The organism is Mariniradius saccharolyticus AK6 (genome assembly GCF_000330725.2).
Taxonomy (GTDB): Bacteria; Bacteroidota; Bacteroidia; order Cytophagales; family Cyclobacteriaceae; genus Mariniradius; species Mariniradius saccharolyticus.
On record NZ_AMZY02000010.1, the window covers coordinates 52929 to 73149 of the forward strand.

15 protein-coding genes are annotated in these 20221 nt (G+C 46.1%); 6 read left to right on the forward strand and 9 right to left on the reverse strand.

Going from position 1 to position 20221, the window contains the following annotated elements:
• Positions 1 to 68 precede the first annotated feature (68 nt).
• Positions 69 to 1796, reverse strand: coding sequence for a tetratricopeptide repeat protein (locus tag C943_RS09495; protein ID WP_157198499.1), 1728 nt, complete (start codon positions 1794 to 1796; stop codon positions 69 to 71).
• A 435-nt stretch (positions 1797 to 2231) separates the two neighbouring features.
• Positions 2232 to 3482, reverse strand: coding sequence for an efflux RND transporter periplasmic adaptor subunit (locus tag C943_RS09500; protein ID WP_040479959.1), 1251 nt, complete (start codon positions 3480 to 3482; stop codon positions 2232 to 2234).
• A gap of 342 nt (positions 3483 to 3824) precedes the next feature.
• On the opposite strand from C943_RS09500, the gene C943_RS09510 reads away from it, so the two are divergent.
• Both C943_RS09510 and C943_RS09515 read left to right on the forward strand, forming a co-directional pair.
• Complete coding sequence (locus C943_RS09510) at positions 3825 to 5213, forward strand: sigma-54-dependent transcriptional regulator (protein ID WP_008627073.1); 1389 nt, start codon at positions 3825 to 3827, stop codon at positions 5211 to 5213.
• Complete coding sequence (locus C943_RS09515) at positions 5203 to 6558, forward strand: sensor histidine kinase (RefSeq protein WP_008627075.1); 1356 nt, start codon at positions 5203 to 5205, stop codon at positions 6556 to 6558. Before C943_RS09510 ends, C943_RS09515 begins: the two co-directional genes overlap by 11 nt.
• Positions 6559 to 7593: 1035 nt before the next feature.
• Here the strand turns inward: C943_RS09515 and C943_RS09525 are convergent.
• Positions 7594 to 9522, reverse strand: coding sequence for an AAA domain-containing protein (locus C943_RS09525; RefSeq protein ID WP_008627080.1), 1929 nt, complete (start codon positions 9520 to 9522; stop codon positions 7594 to 7596).
• A gap of 65 nt (positions 9523 to 9587) precedes the next feature.
• Here C943_RS09525 and C943_RS09530 point away from each other — a divergent pair, with 65 nt between their 5' ends.
• Positions 9588 to 10199 (forward strand): acyl carrier protein phosphodiesterase, encoded by a 612-nt coding sequence (locus C943_RS09530; protein WP_008627081.1) that lies wholly within the window; start codon positions 9588 to 9590, stop codon positions 10197 to 10199.
• Positions 10200 to 10218: 19 nt separating this feature from the next.
• A complete protein-coding gene (locus C943_RS09535) occupies positions 10219 to 10638 on the forward strand; it encodes a hypothetical protein (protein WP_008627082.1) in 420 nt (139 codons plus the stop codon).
• A 69-nt stretch (positions 10639 to 10707) separates the two neighbouring features.
• On the opposite strand, the gene C943_RS09540 is transcribed toward C943_RS09535, so the two are convergent.
• The 3 genes from C943_RS09540 to C943_RS09550 form a co-directional block, all read right to left on the reverse strand.
• Positions 10708 to 11247: an inorganic diphosphatase gene (locus C943_RS09540; protein ID WP_008627083.1), complete on the reverse strand. Its 540-nt coding sequence runs from the start codon at positions 11245 to 11247 to the stop codon at positions 10708 to 10710.
• 116 nt (positions 11248 to 11363) lie between these two features.
• The gene (locus C943_RS09545; RefSeq protein ID WP_008627084.1) at positions 11364 to 12476 is read right to left on the reverse strand and encodes a hybrid sensor histidine kinase/response regulator; all 1113 of its coding nucleotides are present in this window, start codon (positions 12474 to 12476) and stop codon (positions 11364 to 11366) included.
• Positions 12469 to 14523, reverse strand: a complete 2055-nt coding sequence (locus tag C943_RS09550) for a sensor histidine kinase (RefSeq protein WP_245545529.1) — start codon at positions 14521 to 14523, stop codon at positions 12469 to 12471. Before C943_RS09550 ends, C943_RS09545 begins: the two co-directional genes overlap by 8 nt.
• Positions 14524 to 15254: 731 nt before the next feature.
• Between C943_RS09550 and C943_RS09555 the strand changes: the two genes are divergently transcribed.
• Positions 15255 to 15728, forward strand: a complete 474-nt coding sequence (locus C943_RS09555) for a response regulator (protein ID WP_008627088.1) — start codon at positions 15255 to 15257, stop codon at positions 15726 to 15728.
• Here the strand turns inward: C943_RS09555 and C943_RS09560 are convergent.
• Genes C943_RS09560 through porX form a run of 3 tightly spaced genes read right to left on the reverse strand, consistent with a single transcriptional unit; the run spans position 15725 to position 18929 of the window.
• Complete coding sequence (locus C943_RS09560) at positions 15725 to 16927, reverse strand: alanine dehydrogenase (protein ID WP_008627089.1); 1203 nt, start codon at positions 16925 to 16927, stop codon at positions 15725 to 15727. The genes C943_RS09555 and C943_RS09560 overlap by 4 nt on opposite strands.
• Positions 16920 to 17363, reverse strand: a complete 444-nt coding sequence (gene tsaE, locus C943_RS09565) for a tRNA (adenosine(37)-N6)-threonylcarbamoyltransferase complex ATPase subunit type 1 TsaE (protein ID WP_040479976.1) — start codon at positions 17361 to 17363, stop codon at positions 16920 to 16922. The genes C943_RS09560 and tsaE overlap by 8 nt, the downstream gene beginning before the upstream one ends.
• A gap of 6 nt (positions 17364 to 17369) precedes the next feature.
• Complete coding sequence (porX, locus tag C943_RS09570) at positions 17370 to 18929, reverse strand: T9SS response regulator signal transducer PorX (RefSeq protein WP_008627091.1); 1560 nt, start codon at positions 18927 to 18929, stop codon at positions 17370 to 17372.
• Between the two features lie 52 nt (positions 18930 to 18981).
• Here porX and C943_RS09575 point away from each other — a divergent pair, with 52 nt between their 5' ends.
• On the forward strand, positions 18982 to 20220 hold the full coding sequence (locus C943_RS09575; RefSeq protein ID WP_211208878.1) for an HD domain-containing protein: 1239 nt from the start codon (positions 18982 to 18984) through the stop codon (positions 20218 to 20220).
• Position 20221: the final 1 nt, after the last annotated feature.

Here is a 20221-nt window from a genome sequence, read left to right on the forward strand (position 1 = left end):
TTTTTTTGGCTTCTAAGAATTCGAAATAACCGATTTTGATTCATCGAATATCTCTCGAAATCACCCGCTCACTTTATTCTCGAAGAATGCAGCGTCACATCGGCTGTCTTCCATACCGCGTCAAACTGGTCCTTTGCCTGAACGGATTCGCCGGACTTTCCTGATTTCTCCAAAGCCAGCATCAGGCCATAGGATGCCCATCCGTTTTTTGGAAATTCCTCCAAATCCCTCCTGAAAACAGCCTCGGCTTCCTCGTATTTCCCAGCTTCCAAGAGCACCGCACCCAAATGATGACGCGTGGACAAAAACCAATCAGGCGGCTCATTGTACAAAAGCCGGTCCTCCAAATTTGAAGCTTCGCGCAGTTTTGCGATGGCATCTTCAAATTGTCCCTTACTTGCCAAAAATTCCCCCTCGAGCACGAACAATGCGATTTCCAGAATGGACTGAAGTGAATTTATTCCCCAAATCGTGGCATCTCCAAGTGAATTATTGGCAACCAAGCCTTTTAATGCTTTGAGTTCGACTTCGGCAGCGGCCAAATCGTCTTTGCCCAGGAAGGCCATACCGCGTGCATAATGCTTGATTGCCTCTTGGTATTCTGTGCCATTTTCCCAGAGTGAAAGCTCCAAAACCTCATCCCAAAGACCAAACTTGACCCTCACGAAATACGGAATGGTCGAAAAGTGCTGAATGACTTCGAGGCCTTCCACGGCCTTCAAGTCAAGGGCCAAATGTTCATACAACCTGTCCGCCGCGAAAACAGCCCACTTGCTGTTCCCTTCCAAGATCGCGGTCCCGGCCATAAAATGGTAGTTGTGTGGAAAATAGGCCAAAGGGTATGTCCCTTGGGCTTTGCAAGTCTCAATGTAAAGGCTATCTACTTTGGCCGCGCGGAGATTTGCAAGTGTACCCTCATTGTAATGTCCCGTACGGATATAGATGTGGGAAGGCATATGTACCAAATGTCCCGCCATCGGGGTAAGTCCCTGGTCAAATTTCCTGGCTGAATTCAAGCCTCTCTCAGGATTCTTCGATCCCTCGACTGCATGGATGAAAAGATGGTGCGCTCCGGGATGATCAGGATGTTTTTCCAATACTTTTTCCAAAATTTCCAGTATCAAATTGGTGTTCCCTTTGGGATTGCCCTCTTTGTCCCAAAGATCCCAAGGCTGAAGATCCATCAAAGCTTCTGCATAAAGGGTCCCTGCGTCGGCGTCGTCCGGATATTTTTCCCACACTTTGGCCATTGCCTGCGCATAGGCTTCATCCAATTCGGTTCTGTCGGTCCTTGGCTCGGCCACATATCTTTTGTCCATGGCCATGATAAAGGCAGCTTCCTTTTCAGAGACAAGATTCAGCTTGGATTTGGCCTTTTGAATTGCAGAAAAAGCCAACTGGTAGTGCTCGGGCTCCATGCCCGCATTATAGTTGGGCCCCAACACATACGCTTGCCCCCAATAGGCCATGGCGAGGTCCGGATCCAAGCTTGCGGCATATTGGAAGGAGCGCTCTGCTTCCGCATGGTTGAATCCATAGGCAAGCAAAAGCCCTTGGTTGAAGTACTTCCTTGCCTCAGCATGATCGGTCGAAACAGGAAAATCCAAAAGATCCATTCCCTGCAACAAAGGAGCTTTGCCGTCTTTAAAATCCCACTGCATGCCGGCCGGCACAAAACACAGACTCATCGCCTGCTCATAGGGATCCTTTTCGGCAACAACATCATTGGATGGTCTTTGACAGGAAAAAACACTGCCCATCAGACCAATTGCGATAATCAAATTTCTGCTGTACATAGTTTGTAATTGTTAAAATGGAAAATTCAATTCAGTGCTCTTCCTAGCAATATTCAGAATTACTTCTTTATTAGTTTAAGATTATTTCCCCAAACGGACCCAATAGTGGAATTCACACAATCAAAAATATAACTTGTTGATTTATATAAATTTATCTAAAAAACGCATCGAAATCAATCCAAAATTCGAATACCGGCTCATTAAATTCTAATTGAATTCCTGACCCCGACCTTTACTAAATCCCCAGCCATAAAATGACAGAGGGGTGACTAAGGATTCCTTTTGTTTGGGAATCCTTAGTAGAAAAAGCATCCATAGGTCGTTTGGCCATTTGTAACTTGAGTTGATTCCAAAGGAAATATCAAACCCAAAACCAAAGATCGCGGATCTGCAGGCTTACTGAGAATCCTAATTCTGCGCCACTCATGCTACTTCTTAATTCAGATTCAAGACCTCATTCTTGCCAAAGTTCTCGTAGCCACTAATAATGACTTTCTCCCCTGTTTCCAGCCCTTCGATGACTTCATAATATTCCGGATTCTTGCGGCCAAGACGGATGCTGCGTTTCTCTGCCTTTCCGGTGGATTGATTGACTACAAATACCCAGTTTCCGCCGGTATCCTTATAGAATCCCCCCGTCGGCAACAGTACCGCCTGCTCACTTTCACCCAATTCCAATCGGATTCGGACGGTTTGCCCACGCCTGATACCACTAGGCACCTCGCCCGTAAAAAACATGTCCACTTCGAAGCGTCCATTGGTCACGTTGGGATAGATTTTGCCGATTTCCAATTCATATTCTCCCCCCGAAAAGCTGAACGTCCCTTTCAGCCCTGTTGACACGCGTGGCAAGTACAGTTCATCGATCGGTACACGTACCTTGAATTTGTCCAGGATATCTATCTGCCCATATCTTTCTCCTGCGGTGATGGCTTGGCCCACTTCTATTTGCTGTGTTGAAAGTTGTCCTTGTATCGGAGCCCTGACGGCTAAGTTGTCAAGTATACGCCCCACACCCTGAAGGGATTGATTCATCCTGCTTTCGGAATCCTGCAGTTGGCGCTTTTGGGCTACTCTTGAAATCGAATCATTGCGGTACGCCTCATAGGTCAATTTTCTTCTCTTGACGTTGTACTCGTATTGTTCCTTAACCTCTTCAAACTCTCTATCCGATACCAGTTTCTTGGAATGAAGTTCCCTGAATCTTTCATATTGAGGCTTCAACAAGCTAATCTGGTAATCAATTTCAGCCAACTGTCCCTGCTGATTTAGATCATTTTGATCCAATTGCAGCCTGACCTGCCTCAGGTTATTGAGTTGGAAGTACAGACCTGATTCCCTTTCCATCACATCAAGCTGAAGTTTAGAATTGGAAAGCAGCAAAATTGTGTCACCCGCCTTGACGAATGAACCTGACTCACGGACAATTTTTGAGATATTCCCACCCTCCAATGCATCCAAGAAAAAAACCTCTCCCGGCTCGATGGTGCCCGATACGGGGATGTAGTCGGTAAATTCTCCGGATTTGACGGTAGCGATTGTGACGCGCTCCATGGCGACATTCATGGAAGAGCGGGAATCCGCAAATACCAATTGGTAAACAACAAACCCCACCAACAATGTGGCTCCAGCTATCATGGCTATGAACTTTGGTGTCCAGGTTTTTTTCTCGATTTTCCTATCCATCTCGGATGACGTGTTTTAAATGCTGACAGGTATTTGCCAATTAACATGCCATGAAAAAAATGCCCAAAATCGACCAAAATCAGTGAATTTTTCCCAGCGGAAGAAATTTTTCGAACAAATTCGTCCGCCAGCGAACAAAAACCGCATCAAGGAATACAATTCCGACGCTACACCAAACCAACCAAGTAATGGAAAAAATGCCTAAATTCTAGGCGTTTGGCCATTTTCGGTCAAACATTGACCGTTTGTATCATTTCGGTACAAGTTTTGGCCAATCAAAGTGGCGACTATCCTTCATGGATTCGTCTCATATCTTGTGTCTAACGTCTCATGTCTTAAAATATGAAAGAACAAAAACCCGGTAAAATCCTCATCGTCGACGACAACGAGGACCTCTTGAAGGCCGCTAAGATTTTTTTGAAAAGGCATTTTGGGCAAGTGGACACGGAGACGAATCCCGGATTGCTGCCTGTGCTGATCGTCAACGAGCAGTATGACGTGATCATGCTGGACATGAACTTCACCAAGGATGTCAGCAGCGGACAGGAGGGTTTTTACTGGCTGGACCGGATATTGGAATTGGATTCATCGGCAGTCGTCGTTTTGATCACGGCCTATGGGGACGTCAATACAGCCGTCAAAGCCATCAAGGAAGGTGCGACGGATTTTGTACTGAAGCCATGGGAAAATGAGAAACTCCTCGCTACACTCAATGCCGCGCTCCAACTTCGGCAGTCCAAGTTGGAAGTCTCCCAACTCAAAAAGCAGCAGCAGCAACTTTACCAGGATATCGACAGCAAGTTCAAAGATATCATTGGACAGAGTCCCGCGATGGTAAAGGTCTTTGAAACGATCGAACGCGTGGCCGGTACCGATGCCAACGTCTTGATCCTCGGAGAAAACGGTACGGGCAAGGAACTGATCGCCCGCGCGATCCACCGCTTTTCGAAGCGTCACAAGGAGGCCTTTGTGAGTGTGGATTTGGGTTCGATTACGACAACCTTGTTCGAATCGGAGCTTTTCGGCCACAAGCGAGGCTCATTTACCGATGCGAAGGAAGACCGAGCGGGAAGATTTGAGCAAGCCAACAAAGGCACGCTCTTTTTGGACGAAATCGGCAACCTTCCGATGCCATTGCAGGCAAAGCTTTTGGCAGCGCTTCAAAACCGGGAGGTCACCCGCGTGGGCGCCAATAAGCCTACACCGGTCAATATCCGCCTGATTTCGGCCACCAATATGCCGATCCACAGCATGGTGTATGAAAACACTTTTAGGCAGGATTTGCTCTACCGGATCAATACCATTGAGATTACACTACCGCCACTGCGGGAGCGCTTGGAGGATATCCCACTCTTGGCCAACCATTTCATAGATATCTATTCCAAAAAATACAACAAGGAAATCCGCAAGGCTGGAGAGGCCCTGATCAAAAGGATGCAAAAGTACCATTGGCCGGGCAATATCCGCGAACTCCAGCACAGCATCGAGCGGGCGGTCATTATGACGACACACAGCGTACTCCAGCCGGAGGACCTATTTATGCAAAAGCAACTCAGCCCCGAAAAGCAGGACGAAATGGTCAGCCTCGACCACCTCAACATCGAGGATGTGGAGAAGATTTTGATTAGAAAGGCCCTGCAAAAGCACAATGGACATATTACCCGCGCAGCAGAGGAATTGGGATTGACGCGATCATCATTGTACAGGAGATTGGAGCGCTATGGGCTTTAGATCATTTGCGGTTGGCGTGACGGTCCGCATCCTGCTGATCGTGTTTTTTGTCTACTTGGGCCTGTATATCCATTACCAAGACGGCTCGGTTATCCAGGGGATCATGTTTTCCCTGATTGTGCTTTTCCTGACGTTGAACCTCATCTCCTACAGTACTACCACCAACCGAAAAATCACGCGCTTCCTCGAGTCGATCCGATACTCCGATTTTTCTTCCTCCTTTACCAAAGACAGCAAACTCGGTTCATCCTTTCGGGAAATGAACATGTCCTTCAATGAGGTGATCGAGGCCTTCAAAAAAACGCGTGCCGAAAAAGAGGAGCAGATGCTTTTTCTCCAAATCATGATCCAGCATATCAATACGGGGATCATTTCCTTTGACAGTACGGGGAAAATCGGCGTCATCAACGGTGCCGCCAAGCAATTGCTGCAAATCCCCCAGTTCAAGGATATCCATGACCTTGGAAAACTCTCCATCGAACTGCTCAAAAATGTACTTTCGCTCAAGCCGGGCGGCTCCTTTTCGATCAAAATTAACAACGACCTCCACCTCAACGTGCAGTCCGCCGCCTTCAAGATGGAGGGGAACAGTTGGACCCTGCTATCCTTCCAAAACATCCGTGCCGAGCTCCAGAAAAACGAACTGCAGGCTTGGCAAAACCTCACCAAAGTCCTTCGCCACGAGATCATGAACTCGATGACGCCCATCGCCAGCCTTGCAAATTCGCTTGGGACAATCCTGGAAGAGGATGTCATCGAGCAGGAAGACGGCAGCTTGGAAATCGAGCAAGACACTTTTGTCGACCTATCGGAAGGCCTACAGACGATCAGCAAACGCAGCGCGGGCCTGGTGGATTTCGTCAACGCTTACCGGGACTATACGAATATTCCCCAGCCTGTCCTGAGACGATTCCCCGTGCAGCAGCTCTTTGAAAACATCTGCACCCTCCTCAAGGAAGAATTGCTCAAAGTGGACATCAAACTCGTGACGGAAATCCAGCCCAGAGAACTGGAAATCAATGCCGACCAGGACTTGATCCAAATGATCCTGATCAACCTGATCAAAAACGCCAAGGAAGCAATGGAAAAGGCCACCAACCGCACGATCATCCTCAAAGCAGGCATCGACGGGCAGTCCTTTCCATATATTCGGGTCATCGACCACGGCGAAGGCATCGTTCCGGAGGCGATCGAGCGGATATTTGTGCCCTTCTTCACGACCAAAAAAACCGGCAGTGGCATTGGCTTGGCGATCTCCCGTCAGATCATGAACCTCCACAAAGGCAGCCTCGAAGTCGAATCCGAACCCGGTAAAAGGACAGCATTTACCTTGAGTTTTGGGTAAGTCCCAATAACAATATCACTCTTTTTTCGCCAAAGCGCTTTGCCGGGATTGAATTGACAGAAATATTAAATCTGCTGAGACAAATGCAACACATATTTGGAAAGCTTGGCTGTCAAAAACCCCCCTAGGTGTAGAATAGACTTTCGGTGGTGGCTGGGTGTAGTTTGCAACTACACCCTTCTATCAAAAAATATTTGCAATTGCATGCTATGGACAATTCGTCGAATTAGAATATAGTTCTAAACAGATGGAATTAATTTGAAGGCGTAATTGCAAATTACGCCTAGCGCCAACGCCACATTTCACCCAGACGGGGATTTCCTCAAGGTGACTAGCGGCTACGCATTGCTCAGCGCAAAAGGAGGGCAGCGTAGGATATAAGATACTCATCTGCACAGAAATGGAAAACTATTGCAAAAACCAGGGAAACGATTGCAAAAAGAGGGGTAAACCTGACAAAAGCTATGATCAGTTATCAAATGAGCTAATGCCAAAATCAATAATAGCAAAGTAGCCCCACCGGTTCTAACCTTTGCTAGTTTTATACCTGCCCTCTGTTCACCGGGACTGACTTTTTTTAGTACATCTTTGGCCAGAAAATAAACGAATACCAGCAAGATTACACCAATTATCTTGTTCATAAGTTCTAGTCTTCTTTAGATTGATCAACCGCAAATATGACCCCAGAATTGAGTTTGTCTACTTGGGCATTAAGAATATCTTTTGTGGTTTTGTATAGGTCTGTTTTGTTTATCGTTCTTTCAACTGGCTTCGGCGCAATCCCCGTCTAGGTTTAGTCTCGACCTTCGTTGGTGGCTGGGTGGGTCCCGATAATCATCGCGGATGAAATTCCACCCTACTATTCTTCCAATTTGTAATTGGAGTCATCGACTAAACACTAAAGAGGAATATAGTTTGAGATGAGGTGAATTACAAATTCAAAGAAAAATAAAGGCTTAATTTCATCCTCGATAGCCCTTGGGGTAGGCCTAGCGCCTTCGCCAAATTTCACCTAGCTGGTCCTCCTTTGCTCCCCTACCCCAAATACTCATAGACACTATGGTAACAGCCGTGGGATTCTACATAGTCAATGTAGGCATGATAGAATGGGTGGGCACTTAGCGTAGCGCTGTCTCCGACGACGATCAGTTTGCGCTTGGCACGGGTCAGGGCTACGTTCATGCGGCGGGTGTCGGAGAGAAAGCCGATCTCATTTTTGGTATTTGACCGAACCAGACTCAGCAGGATGATATCCCGCTCCTGTCCTTGGAACCCGTCGATTGAGTCGATCGTCAGGAGTTCGGAAAAGGATCGCAGGTTAGGATAGTTGTAAGACTCGAAGAGCAATTCGTTGAATTTCCTGACCTGGGCTTTGTAGGGCGCGATCAGTCCGATATTCCAGGCGGCTGTTTTGATCTTGGCGATGCCGATGCGCTTGATCAGCGACTCAAGTTGGCCGAGGCAAAACTTCGCTTCCTCCGGATTGAAAGTGGAAAATGTCTCCTCCTCTGTCTGTTCGGCAAATCCACTTCCCGCAGTATCGATAAATTCCAGCACAGGTTCGGCTTCATCCAAGAAATGATATCGGGTATTGGGTGCGGCATGCAAATCCCGACGGTAGAAAAAATCACTCGAGAACCCTGCAATCAACTCCGGCATGCGGTACTGGACATTGAGCATATGGGAAGCTGAGGGCTTGCGTTTGATTACCTTTTCGAAAAGCGTCTCTGCGAGGCCACCTTGTGCCGCTTCATAGGACTTGATCGTTGGCGGGAGTTGGCAGTGGTCACCTGCCATCACGACCTTTTGGGCTTTTTGGACCGGAATCCACACGGCCGGTTCCAATCCCTGCGCGGCCTCATCGATAAACACAACGGGAAACTTGCGCCCATCGAGCATGGAATGCGCCGCACCGACAAGCGTACAAGCCACAACCTGCGTTTCCTGGAAAATGTCATAGACGATATAGTCCTCCAATTGCGCCGCTTCATCCCGGGCCCGGGCAACCTCATCCAGCATTCTGCGCTTCTGCATCCGCTCTTCCTGACCGTAATTACGTTTGTACTTGGAGGCAAGCTTGCGCAGTTCGTCGACAGATTTTTTGACCCGCTTCAGGTCCTTGTAGCTTTCGTGTTGCGCAATCTTCGCATCCAAAGTCTGCGCAAGAATCTGTTCGTCAACCCGTGCAGGATGCCCGATCCGCAGGGTTTTGATACCTTGGGTGACCAGTTTTTCCACCAAAAGATCTACGGCCGCGTTGCTGGGTGCAGTCACCATGACCTGGGAAACAGACTTCAACGTCTCGACGATCGACGCGACCAGGGTAGTGGTCTTGCCTGTCCCTGGAGGACCATGGATGACGGCCACGTCCTTTGTGGCCACCACCAACCCTAGCGCCTGATTCTGGCTTTCGTTGAGTCCTTCGACTTCCAACGGCTCAATGGGCCCGAATTCGGGAGATTTTTCACCCAATAGAATCTGCTTGAAGGCGCCCAAGCGGCCTTTCTCGGACTGGATGACGGATTTCATGGCCGACTCCATTTCGCGGTAGCTCGCCTCGTCGAAGAGCAAGTCGACGCCAATACGCGTTTGGAAGGCCCAGTCAGGAAGTGAATCCTGCGAAAGGGTAACGGTCATCGTATCCTTTTTGACCTGGTTGATGACACCGCTGATGCGCATATTGGATACGTTGTTGAAATCGGCGGTGGTGAAGATGGAGACGGATTTGCCGGACTGGAAGGAGTGCGATCTGCCCGTATCAAACCGCTCAAGCTCAACGATCAAATGGTCGCCAAGTCTGTGCTTGCTGGTTTTCAACTGGACTGGATACCAGCAAACACCCTCTTCTTTTTTGGCTGCGATCGAGGCGTTCAGGACCTTTCGGCGGTACTCCTGGAGATCGGTTTCCCACTCCAACTTCAAAAGTTTCAAAGTATTTGTTAATTCTTCCTGAATATTTCGCATCAATCTTTAATTTTAGGGCGAAAGTAATCATTATCCTTCCCCCAAATTATACACTCCAGTAAAAGGTGAATTTTCTCGCACACGCTTATCTATCATTTGGCGATCCTAAGGTTCTAGTCGGAAATTTTATCGGTGACTTCGTCAGAGGCGATATCGAACACAGTTTTGAAAAGGATATCGTCATTGGCATCAAGCTCCATTGGGGTATTGATAACTTCACGGACCACCACTTTGTAGTGAAGGAGGCACAGGCAATCCTGAGGCCGCATTACAGCCGTTATTCGATGGTAATCACGGATATGTACTTCGATTACTTCCTCGCAAGGTATTGGAAAAACTACAGTGCCAAGCCGCTGCCTGAGTTCGCCGATGAGGTTTATGAAACGATTGATAGCTATGCCGACATATTACCGGAGAAATTCCTCCAAACATTCAGCTACATGAAGTATTACAACTGGCTGGCTGGCTATGGGGAACTCGAAGGAATCCGCAGGGCAATGACAGGAATGTCTAAGCGAACACGCTTCGATTCCAAAATGGAGACCGCCCATATTTTTCTAGACGAACACCACGAGTACCTAAAGGTCCATTTCGGCGATTTTTTTGAAGATGTGGTAAGTTTTGCCAAGGGAAGATTGAAGGAACTGAGGGAAGAATATGGTTCACTGCAAACCTAAGACAAGCACGTACATTGCCTTGAGCCTCATCCTGTTGGCTTTGGTCGCAGGATTGGTCAGTACTTTGGGGCACTTTGCCAGCCAAAGAACGTATCCAATTTGGTTGTATTTGAGTGTGACTGTACTTCTCACGGTGGTGATTTTGATGCTTTTGGTCAAAATGATAGCCGGCTTCAAAACCATATCGGCCGGCGATGGAAAAATCGTAACCATGCTGCCGCTTCGAAACCAAACCAAGGTTTACCCACTCGCGGAAGTCATCGCTTGGGATGAGGAAAAAGTCGTTGCCAACAAACGCGAGTTTCGGCAGCTGACCATCGTTTTTTCTGACAAAAACTCATTCACCATCAGTAATCACGAGCATGTGAATTATGATGATTTTTTCAAATACTTGCTCAAAAAGCTTCCCAACAAAAGACCTAAGCAAAAGGGGAAATAAGGTAAACGGAGACTCTTTAAAAATCCTTTCTGGAAAGAAAAAACCCCGATTTTGGACCGGGGCTAGCTATTATCTTTGGGTGCGGAAGTTTCTGTCGTACAGCGTGATGCTGTCCTTGATGATTTTATAAGCTTCTTCTTTTCCAAGAAAATCCTCCACCTTCACCTCCTTATTTTCCAATTTTTTATAGTCTTCAAAAAACCGGTGAACCTCCTTCATCAGGTGGGGCGGCAGTTCATCGATATCGCTGATATAATTGACGGATTGGTCGTCGGCTGCCACGGCGATGATTTTGTCATCGGCCTCGCCCCCATCTACCATCCGCATTACGCCGATGACTTTAGCCTTCACGAGAGTCATCGATGGAATGTCTATCTGTGATATAATCAGAATATCCAAAGGGTCCTTGTCGTCGCAGAAAGTCTGGGGAATAAAACCATAATTCGCAGGATAATGCACTGCCGAAAACAACACCCGGTCCAGCAGAAGCATGCCCGTTTTCTTGTCCAATTCGTATTTTCCTTTACTTCCTTTGGGGATTTCTATGACGCCCATTACATATTCAGGGGCTTCTTTTCCAATATTGACATCATGCCAAGGGTTGATCATCTCTAAAAAGATTTAAGGGTAAACAATAAATATCAAGCAAATTAACGCCAAAATGCCAAGGAAACAAAGTGCATGTATGCTGGGGATTTTGGAATTTCCCAGTCCTTGGAAATGGTTTATACCGAAGTCTTTACAGGTTCAGAAGGCTTTAGGGAAGGCAAAGTTACCTGTACCGTGGTGCCAAGGTCAACTTCTGACTCGAGAAGGATTTTTCCACCAAGCTGATAGACTGCCTCTTTGACCATATACAATCCCAAGCCTGAACCGACGCTTTTCTGGGTTGCCCTTTGGAAAAGGTTGAACACATCGGCACGGTATTTCTCCTCAATTCCTACGCCGTTGTCTGCAATGGAAATAAGTGCTTGATCTTCCTCGACCACGATTCGGATGCGCACCTGTTTGGAATCCGAATAATCCTTTTGGAACTGGCACGCGTTGTTGAGAAGATTTCCAAGGATCACACGAAGCTTGGAATCATCAGAATAGAATGGCTGGTTTTGGGCAACATCAACCCGCAAGTCGATCTCAGACAAATCCCAACGTGAAGCAAGATTGTCTATTTGCTGCTTCACCAAGTCTGCAAATTCGATCTCTGTGACTTTGTTTTCCAATTTGGTAGACCTGTAGAAATCAAGCATTTTGAAGATGTATTCGTCGAGCTTATGCATCGCCAAATCGATCATGTCAAAATACTCAAGCACATTGGGGTCTTTGGATTCTAGCTTGGCGAGCTTGGAAACTCCCGAGATACTCATCAGCGGCCCACGCAATTCGTGCGATAGCGTATACACGAACTGGTTCATTTCGGAGTTGATCTTTTCAAGCCTTTCATTTTTAACCCTGAGTTCCCTTCTAGTGAAATAGATATCTCCGGCATTGATGATTGCATTTTTGACCGTTTCGATGTTCCATGGCTTGTCAATAAACCGGTACACCTGACCTCTATTGATCGCGTCGATTACACTTGCTATATCGGAATAACCTGTCAACAAGATTCTGACCGCTTCGGGATTGATTTTCATCAGTTTTTCAAAAAACTCAATACCATCCATTCCCGGCATCCTGATGTCTGCGATGACCACATGGAGTTCCTGCTCGGCTGCGATCTGCAATCCTTCTGCGGCGCTTTGGGCAGTCACCACTTTGAATTCCTTTCTCAGGCTAGCTTTGAAGGAATTCAGGTTATTGTCCTCGTCGTCGATGTATAACACTATGATCCGATCAGTCATTGTACGGCGTGGTTTGGTATATTGGTAACGTGATGATGAAATTGGTGCCCCTGCCCTCAGCGGTATCCACGTGTAGTGTACCCTTGTGGTTTTCGATGATGGTGTAGACGATGGAAAGACCCAATCCAGTTCCTTTCCCTACGGCTTTGGTCGTAAAGAAAGGTTCAAAAATCCTTTGTTTGACATGATTTGGCATGCCTGGGCCATTGTCTTCGATTTCAATTTTGATTTTTTCGCCCAGAAGTGAGGTACGTATAGTCAGGGTCGGCTCGGCTATCTTCGCATGGTCAAGCAAGGCATGAATCGCATTGGTAATGATATTCATAAAAACCTGGTTCATTTTACCGGCGAGGCATTCGACCATGGGAATGTTGCCAAATTCCTTGTTCACCTTGATCTTGCCTGCCATAGCACTGTTGAGCAGGACCAGCGTGCTGTTGATGCCATCATGGATATCGACCTTCTTGACATCCTGCTCGTCCACTCTTGAAAACAAGCGTAGGCCCTTTACAATCTCTACGGTGCGCTTTGCGCCATCTTCCATGCCCCTGAGCAACTGATCTATTTCCTGAAGGATATATTCGAATTCGATTTCCCTTTCGAGTTTGTCAATTTCTTTTTGGGATTCGGGTGAAAACTCAAGCTTTCCTTTTTTGCGATAAAGCTCCACAACCTCCAGCAAATCACCAATATCCCGACGCAATGGAGAGATGTTGGAGCTGACAAAATTGATCGGGTTATTGATCTCATGCGCAATGCCCGCGGTCAACTGACCCAAGGAGGCCATTTTCTCCTGATTGACCATTTGGGTTTGTGTGCTCTGCAGGTTGTGCAGTGTATATTCCAATTCCTCGGTGCGTTGCTTCACCTTTTCCTCCAACAGTTCATTTTGCTCAATAATCAAGCTCTCGTTTTGCTTGAGCACTTTCATGATGTCGTACTGCTCCTTTTCCTTTTCTGACTCAAGGATGCTTTTCCTATCCGCAAGTGCAAATGAAAACAAGATTACCTGGAGCGTTGCCGCCAATGGAAGAATATAGACCGAAAATGACGAGAACGGAATCAATCCGAGTTCGATGGATATGTGCACAAGGGCACCCATCGCAAAGACCGTCCAGGCTATGATAAAATACCTGGCGGGAAGGTATCCTTTTCTCAAAACCCGAAACCCAATGAACCAAACGAATACTGACAACAGCCCAATTGCCAGGAGGTAAATCCGATATCCCGCCATCTGGGAAAAGAAAATATTATCAAGCACCACAAACACAAAAATGCCAACCAGGAAAGTGACTCCGATTTTGAGCTTGGGTGCGTATCTAGAAATCGCCAAAAATTCCTTGGCAAATAGCGTGATCGAAATTCCAGTTAAGGAACCGAACAAGACGATTGATCTGACATTCATCCATTCCCAACTGGGCCAAAGCAGCTCTTGGGTATATCCGAATATCGAAGATTTGGCAAACCAAATGAGGATTGTATGAATCGTATAGAGTATGTAAACCTTGTCCCTGAATGCAATGAAAAGAAACAAGTTGTAGACAATCAGTCCTGCCAAGATTCCTGTAAACACCCCAAAAAGAATGTTCTGCAGGTTCATTTTGTAATTTACTTGCTGAAGGTCAGCAATATAGGCGGAAAATATCTTGCTATTGTTACTCTTGATTTTAAGATACACATCGGCTTCCTGCATTCCCGAGAGGTCTAGCTCAAACGCGATCTTATTGGTAGGGATGATCTTTTTGTGAAAGTCAACGACTCTGCCGCCCATTTGGTAGCTGAGGATTTTCTCCCCATTTGCCAAATAGAAGTGTGCCTCGTCCAAGCCGGAGTTGTTGATAACAAGGAACTTCCTTTGATCATCCAAACTCTCTGACTTGACACGAAACCGAAGCCAAATCGAACTTGAGTTGATACCGAAGTTATGGATTCTTTTGGCAAGCTCCCTAAAATCCTTGCGATGAATAATTTGCTCCGGCGTGAACTCATTTCCCGGGTCGACCAAGTACTCAAATTGGGAAACGGGAATAGCTTCCTGCTCTGGCAAAATATGAATCGGAAACAAGCCGACTATCCAAAGAATAATTGAAAACAACCCAACCATCGGAAAATTACATTCATTAAAACTGATGCGGGACTGGCCCGACCATCGCAAATATTGCAGCTATATATCGGATATCCGCATCTAAATCCATGATTTCCAAATGATTGGAAACACACTGCAAATATCCAAGCCAAACAATCGGGTGACGAAAGATCAGGGGCAACCAAGCATTTGTCAGGAAAAAACGTGGGGTAAAATTTGATTAAGTATCTCTTACTCAATACAACACGTCATTTCCGGATGGCAATATGTGGATTTCTTTTGTATTTTTTGAATACGGGCACATTCAAATGCCGAATATTTCTTTTTGAACCAAAAAAATTGAAGGATAATGTCAAAACCCAAAAACTACCCAAATCTCCAACGAATATGTTTTTCTAAAAAAACCAAACCTCAATCAAGTACAATTTTCTCCTTCTTCCATAAATTGGTTTTTTGATGCATAAACGAGGAGAAAATAAGATTCAAACTACTGAAAATCAGTTTCTTTTTGGAAGAAAGGAATTCAAAATAGCCGAATAAATGATCAAAAAAATGAAAGATTTTTGATGAAAAATTGACCTACCTAAGCCCATATTTTTTTATTGCCACACAAAAAAAATACAATTACATTCAAAGATTGGTGTTTGGAAATAAAATATTTGTAGTTTTGCCACAATCAATCATGCCATTCGATGTCTGAATCACCCCAAGATAAGATAAGAATCCTGTATGTAGATGACGAAGAAAACAACCTTCAGGCCTTCAAAGCTACATTCAGGAGAAACTATGAAATCTACCTAGCCCTATCTGCCAAAGAAGCAAGGGAAATTCTTCAAAACCACGAAGTGCAGATCATCATCACGGACCAGCGGATGCCTGATGAGACAGGGGTGGACTTCCTTGCGTCGATCATTCCGACCAATCCGGACCCAATCCGTATCCTGTTAACTGGCTATACGGATATCCAGGCTGTGATTGATGCAATCAACAAAGGCCAGGTATATCACTACCTAACAAAGCCTTGGGAAGAAGAATACATGAAAAACGTGATCAGTAACGCTTTTGAGGTATATTCGTTACGCAGAGAAAACAGGCAGCTCACCGAAGACCTGATGCTCAAAAATAAGGAGCTCCAATCAATGCTTAATCTGAAAGAAATGCCCTAATAACGGGCGGCAAGCAGCAGCAATAATTCCTTGTGGGTCATTGAGAATTTTCGTGCAAGATAAGCATTTGTCAGGCTACCTCTGTACGTGTAAACTCCCTTCATGAACCATTTGTAGTTGAATACCATCTCCTCGGCCCCTCCCAAATCAGCCATTTGTAGCAGAATGGGTGTAAAAATATTACTCAGTGCAACTGAAGCCGTACGGGAAACCCTAGACGCGATATTGGGCACACAATAATGGATAACACCATACTTCTGGAACGTTGGATTGTCGTGGGAAGTCATCTCGGAAGTCTCGATACATCCTCCTTGGTCAATAGACACGTCAATGATCACGCTCCCCGGCATCATTGAAGCGACCATTTCTTCGGTCACCACCATTTTGTTTTTGCCCTTCTCGGCGCGCATCGCGCCGATCACCACATCCGCCTCTTTGATCGCTTTGGCGATGGTATAATTATCTATCGTGGAGGTGAATACCTGCTGACCAAGCAACTGTTTGATCCTGCGCAGTTTATAAATATGATTATCAAATACCTTAATATTTGCCCCAAGGCCGAGCGCGGTGCGAGAGGCGTATTCAGCGACAGTTCCCGCGCCTACAATCACCACTTGGGTCGGGGGTACGCCCGTGACGCCACCCAATAGCAGACCTTTACCGTTATTCACGGCACTGAGGTATTCCGAGGCGATCAACATGACGGTGCTACCTGCTATCTCACTCATCGCACGAATGACAGGCATTCCTCCAACCTTATCCTCCAAAAACTCATAGGCAACTGCCGTTATCCGCTTTGAATTCAGCGCATGTATGAAATCAGCGTTTTGTTTTCCAAGCTGCAAGGCCGAAATCAGGCAGGAACCAGGCCTCATAAACTCGATTTCTTCAACTACGGGCGGCTCGACCTTCACAACCACCTCAGCATCAAACGCCTCCTTGGCCGAATAGACAATTTTCGCACCGGCGTCAGAATACTCTTTATCCGAAAATTTTGATTGCGCGCCGGCACCAGTTTCGACCATCACCTCCATCCCGTTGTTTATGAGTAGGGCAACAGCATCCGGTGTAAGAATCACGCGCTTCTCTTGTGCGGCGGTCTCAGTCGGCATCCCGATCAATAGTGACCGTTTAGCCTCCTTCACTTTTGCCATTGCTTCCCTGGGAAAAATCCCAACGCCCTCGGTTATCTCAACCATCTGCTTGCCCATTTTTTACCTTCCTTAGGATTAAATGCCTTGTCCCATTGTGCAGGGTAATTATGCGGATATGGAAAAAATCCTCCGGCAAAAATCCCGGAATCTTTTCCGCCCACTCTATCCAACAATAATTTCCACTTTCGAAATACTCGTCTACTCCGATCTCAATTGCCTCTGCGGGATCCTCCAGCCTATAAAAATCAAAATGGTAAAAGACTTCACCAAAGTGATTCCCGTACTCATTGACCAACGAAAATGTCGGGCTGCTTACCCGATCTTCCACCCCAAAGTGTTTGGCTATCGCCCGGATAAGGGTCGTCTTGCCGGCACCCAAGTTTCCTTGGAAAATCCAGATCTTCTCATCCCCAGCGTATTCGATCAGCTTCTTTGCGGTCTGATCGATTTCGTCCAAGCTTCGGCACTCAATCGTTTCCAAATCTAATCAAATATTCTTTGGTGACATTCGGACTATCGGAACAATCATTTCCTCCAATGATACGCCGCCATGCTGAAACGTATCCTTGTAGTAGTTGACGTAGTAGTTGTAATTGTTCGGATATGCAAAGAAATAATCTTCGACCGCAAAAACATAACTTGTGGAAACATTGAATTTTGGCAACTTGGCATCTTCGGGCCGAGAGACTTCAAATACTTTTCCACTCTCGAAGTTGAGGTTCTTTCCCTGCTTGTACCTTAGGTTGGTCGTGATGTTCTTGTCCCCAATGATTTTGTAGGGCTTATTGACCCGCTTGGTGCCGTGATCGGTCGTGACAATGACTTGGGCCTTGGCTTGATGGATTTTTCTAAACAGCTCATACAAGGAAGAATGTTCAAACCAGCTTTTTGTCAAGGAACGGTAGGCGGACTCATCAGGAGCCAACTCCCGGACCATCTTCATATCGGTCCGTGCATGGGACATCATATCGACAAAATTATACACCAAGACATTCAGATCATTTCTCAGCAGTTGGCTGAATTGGTCGACCACTGCTTTACCTTGATAGGATTGGATGATCTTATGATAGCTGTACTTGATAGATAGCCGGTTTCGATGGAGGTTTTCACCAAGAAACTGCTCCTCGTTGTTGTTTTTTCCTTCCTCTGTATCTTCTCCCTCCCAAAGCTCCGGATGTATTCGCGCCATATCCGAAGGCATCAGCCCGCTGAAAAGTGCATTACGCGCGTAAGCCGTCGTAGTAGGAAGAATGCTGAAATAGGTCCCTTCTTCCTCCACATTGAAATACTCGGTAATCAGCGGCTTGATTGACTCCCACTGATCGAGCCTCAGATTGTCGATCACTACAAAAAAAAGCGGTTTTCCAACTTGTATGGTTGGAAAGACCTTTTCCTGGAGGAGCCGGTGGGAAAGTATCGGACGGTCGCTTTTGGGGTTGTTGATCCAGTCGAGGTAATTGTGTTTGATAAATCTCGCAAATGAAGAATTTGCTTCGGTTTTTTGGGCGTCAAGCACGTCTTGCATACTCTTGTTTTCGGTCGCATCGATCTCAAGTTCCCAATAGGTAAGTCGTTTATATATCTCGGTCCATTCCTGAAATGTGGACGCTTCGTCGCAGGCATGACTGATATTCATAAAATCTTGCCTGTATGAGAGGTTGGTCTTTTCTGTGATCAACTGCTTGTTTTGGAGGATCTTCTTGACGGAAAGTAGTATCTGATTCGGATTTATCGGCTTGATGAGATAGTCTGCGATCTTTCCCCCAATCGCATCGTCCATGATTGTTTCCTCTTCACTTTTGGTGATCATGACCACGGGTATCTGCGGCTTAAGCATCTTGATTTGCTGCAAGGTCTCCAACCCAGTCATCCCCGGCATCATTTCATCCAAGAAAATCACATCAAAATTGCTTCTTTCGACCGAATCGATCGCATCGACACCGCTGTTGACGGTCTCGATTTCATAACCTTTTTGTTCCAAAAATAGAATATGTGGCTTAAGGAGATCAATCTCGTCATCCGCCCACAGGATTTTGAACCTTTGCATAGAGTAGCGTTTACTTCTTCTTGAATTTATAATTACTTTTGGAACCAATCAAATGTCGCGGACATTGAAAAGCCACAAGATACTGAATGATCCTGTTTATGGATTCATTACCATCCCCAGCGGACTGATTTTTGAAATTATCGACCATCCATTCTTTCAACGGTTACGGCGGATCAAACAACTTGGTTTGACTGATTTCGTCTATCCAGGCGCCCTGCACACCCGATTTCATCATGCACTGGGTGCTATGCACCTGATGCGTATCACGCTGGACAACCTGCGCGTGAAGGGGACGGAGATTTCCGAGGAAGAGTATGAGGCTGCGCAAATCGCGATCCTTCTCCACGACATTGGGCACGGACCCTTTAGCCATGCCTTGGAATTCAGTCTTTTGAAAGGCATACCCCATGAATCAATTTCGGCACTCGTGATCGGCAAATTGAACGAAGAGTTCGGTGGAAAACTGGGCCTCGCGATGAAAATGTTTGGCGGGACCTATCATCGAAGATTTTTCAATCAGCTTGTATCCAGCCAGTTGGACATAGATAGATTGGATTATTTGCAGCGCGATTGCTTTTTTACGGGCGTCTCGGAAGGGACGATCGGCGCCGATCGGATCATCAAAATGATGACAATTTCAGAAGACGAACTCGTCATCGAGGAAAAGGGAATCTATAGTATCGAAAATTTCCTAAGTGCCCGGCGTCTGATGTATTGGCAGGTCTACCTGCACAAGACGACGGTAAGTGCCGAAAACATGATGATCAACCTGATCAAACGGGCAAAATTTTTGGTGCAAAATGGGGAAAACATCCCCGCCACCGAGGACCTGTTAATCTTTCTTAAAAACGACGTGCAGCTACAGGATTTTGAGAATTCCGATCAAATCCTACACGCGTTTTTGTCATTGGACGACTTTGATGTTTGGGGAGCAATCAAATGGTGGAAAAACAGTTCCGATCCGGTTTTGAGGAATATTTCAAACATGTTTTTGACCAGAAACCTCTTTAAAATCACGTTGAGAAACGAGGAATTTTCGGATGAGGAATTGGAAAATGCCCAAGCAACCCTTGTGAAGAGGCAACATATTTCGAAGGAAGATTTGGGTTATTATTTTTCCCATGGATCATTGAGCAACTACGCATACCTCAGCAAGGAGAAGATCAATATCCTCACCAAAAAGGGAGAAAAAATCGACGTTGCCTCGGCCGCTGACCTTCCAAACATCAAGGCGATGAGCAAAATTGTCAAGAAACACTTTCTCTGTCATGCCAAAAATTTAATTTTGTAAG

Excerpts from the sequence above, each read along its gene's own strand:
- C943_RS09495 (WP_157198499.1), bottom strand. The coding sequence starts at position 1,796 with ATGTACAGCAGAAATTTGATTATCGCAATTGGTCTGATGGGCAGTGTT.
- C943_RS09500 (WP_040479959.1), bottom strand. The coding sequence starts at position 3,482 with ATGGATAGGAAAATCGAGAAAAAAACCTGGACACCAAAGTTCATAGCC.
- C943_RS09510 (WP_008627073.1), top strand. The coding sequence starts at position 3,825 with ATGAAAGAACAAAAACCCGGTAAAATCCTCATCGTCGACGACAACGAG.
- C943_RS09515 (WP_008627075.1), top strand. The coding sequence starts at position 5,203 with ATGGGCTTTAGATCATTTGCGGTTGGCGTGACGGTCCGCATCCTGCTG.
- C943_RS09525 (WP_008627080.1), bottom strand. The coding sequence starts at position 9,522 with ATGCGAAATATTCAGGAAGAATTAACAAATACTTTGAAACTTTTGAAG.
- C943_RS09540 (WP_008627083.1), bottom strand. The coding sequence starts at position 11,247 with ATGATCAACCCTTGGCATGATGTCAATATTGGAAAAGAAGCCCCTGAA.
- C943_RS09545 (WP_008627084.1), bottom strand. The coding sequence starts at position 12,476 with ATGACTGATCGGATCATAGTGTTATACATCGACGACGAGGACAATAAC.
- C943_RS09555 (WP_008627088.1), top strand. The coding sequence starts at position 15,255 with ATGTCTGAATCACCCCAAGATAAGATAAGAATCCTGTATGTAGATGAC.
- C943_RS09560 (WP_008627089.1), bottom strand. The coding sequence starts at position 16,927 with ATGGTTGAGATAACCGAGGGCGTTGGGATTTTTCCCAGGGAAGCAATG.
- porX (WP_008627091.1), bottom strand. The coding sequence starts at position 18,929 with ATGCAAAGGTTCAAAATCCTGTGGGCGGATGACGAGATTGATCTCCTT.
- C943_RS09575 (WP_211208878.1), top strand. The coding sequence starts at position 18,982 with ATGTCGCGGACATTGAAAAGCCACAAGATACTGAATGATCCTGTTTAT.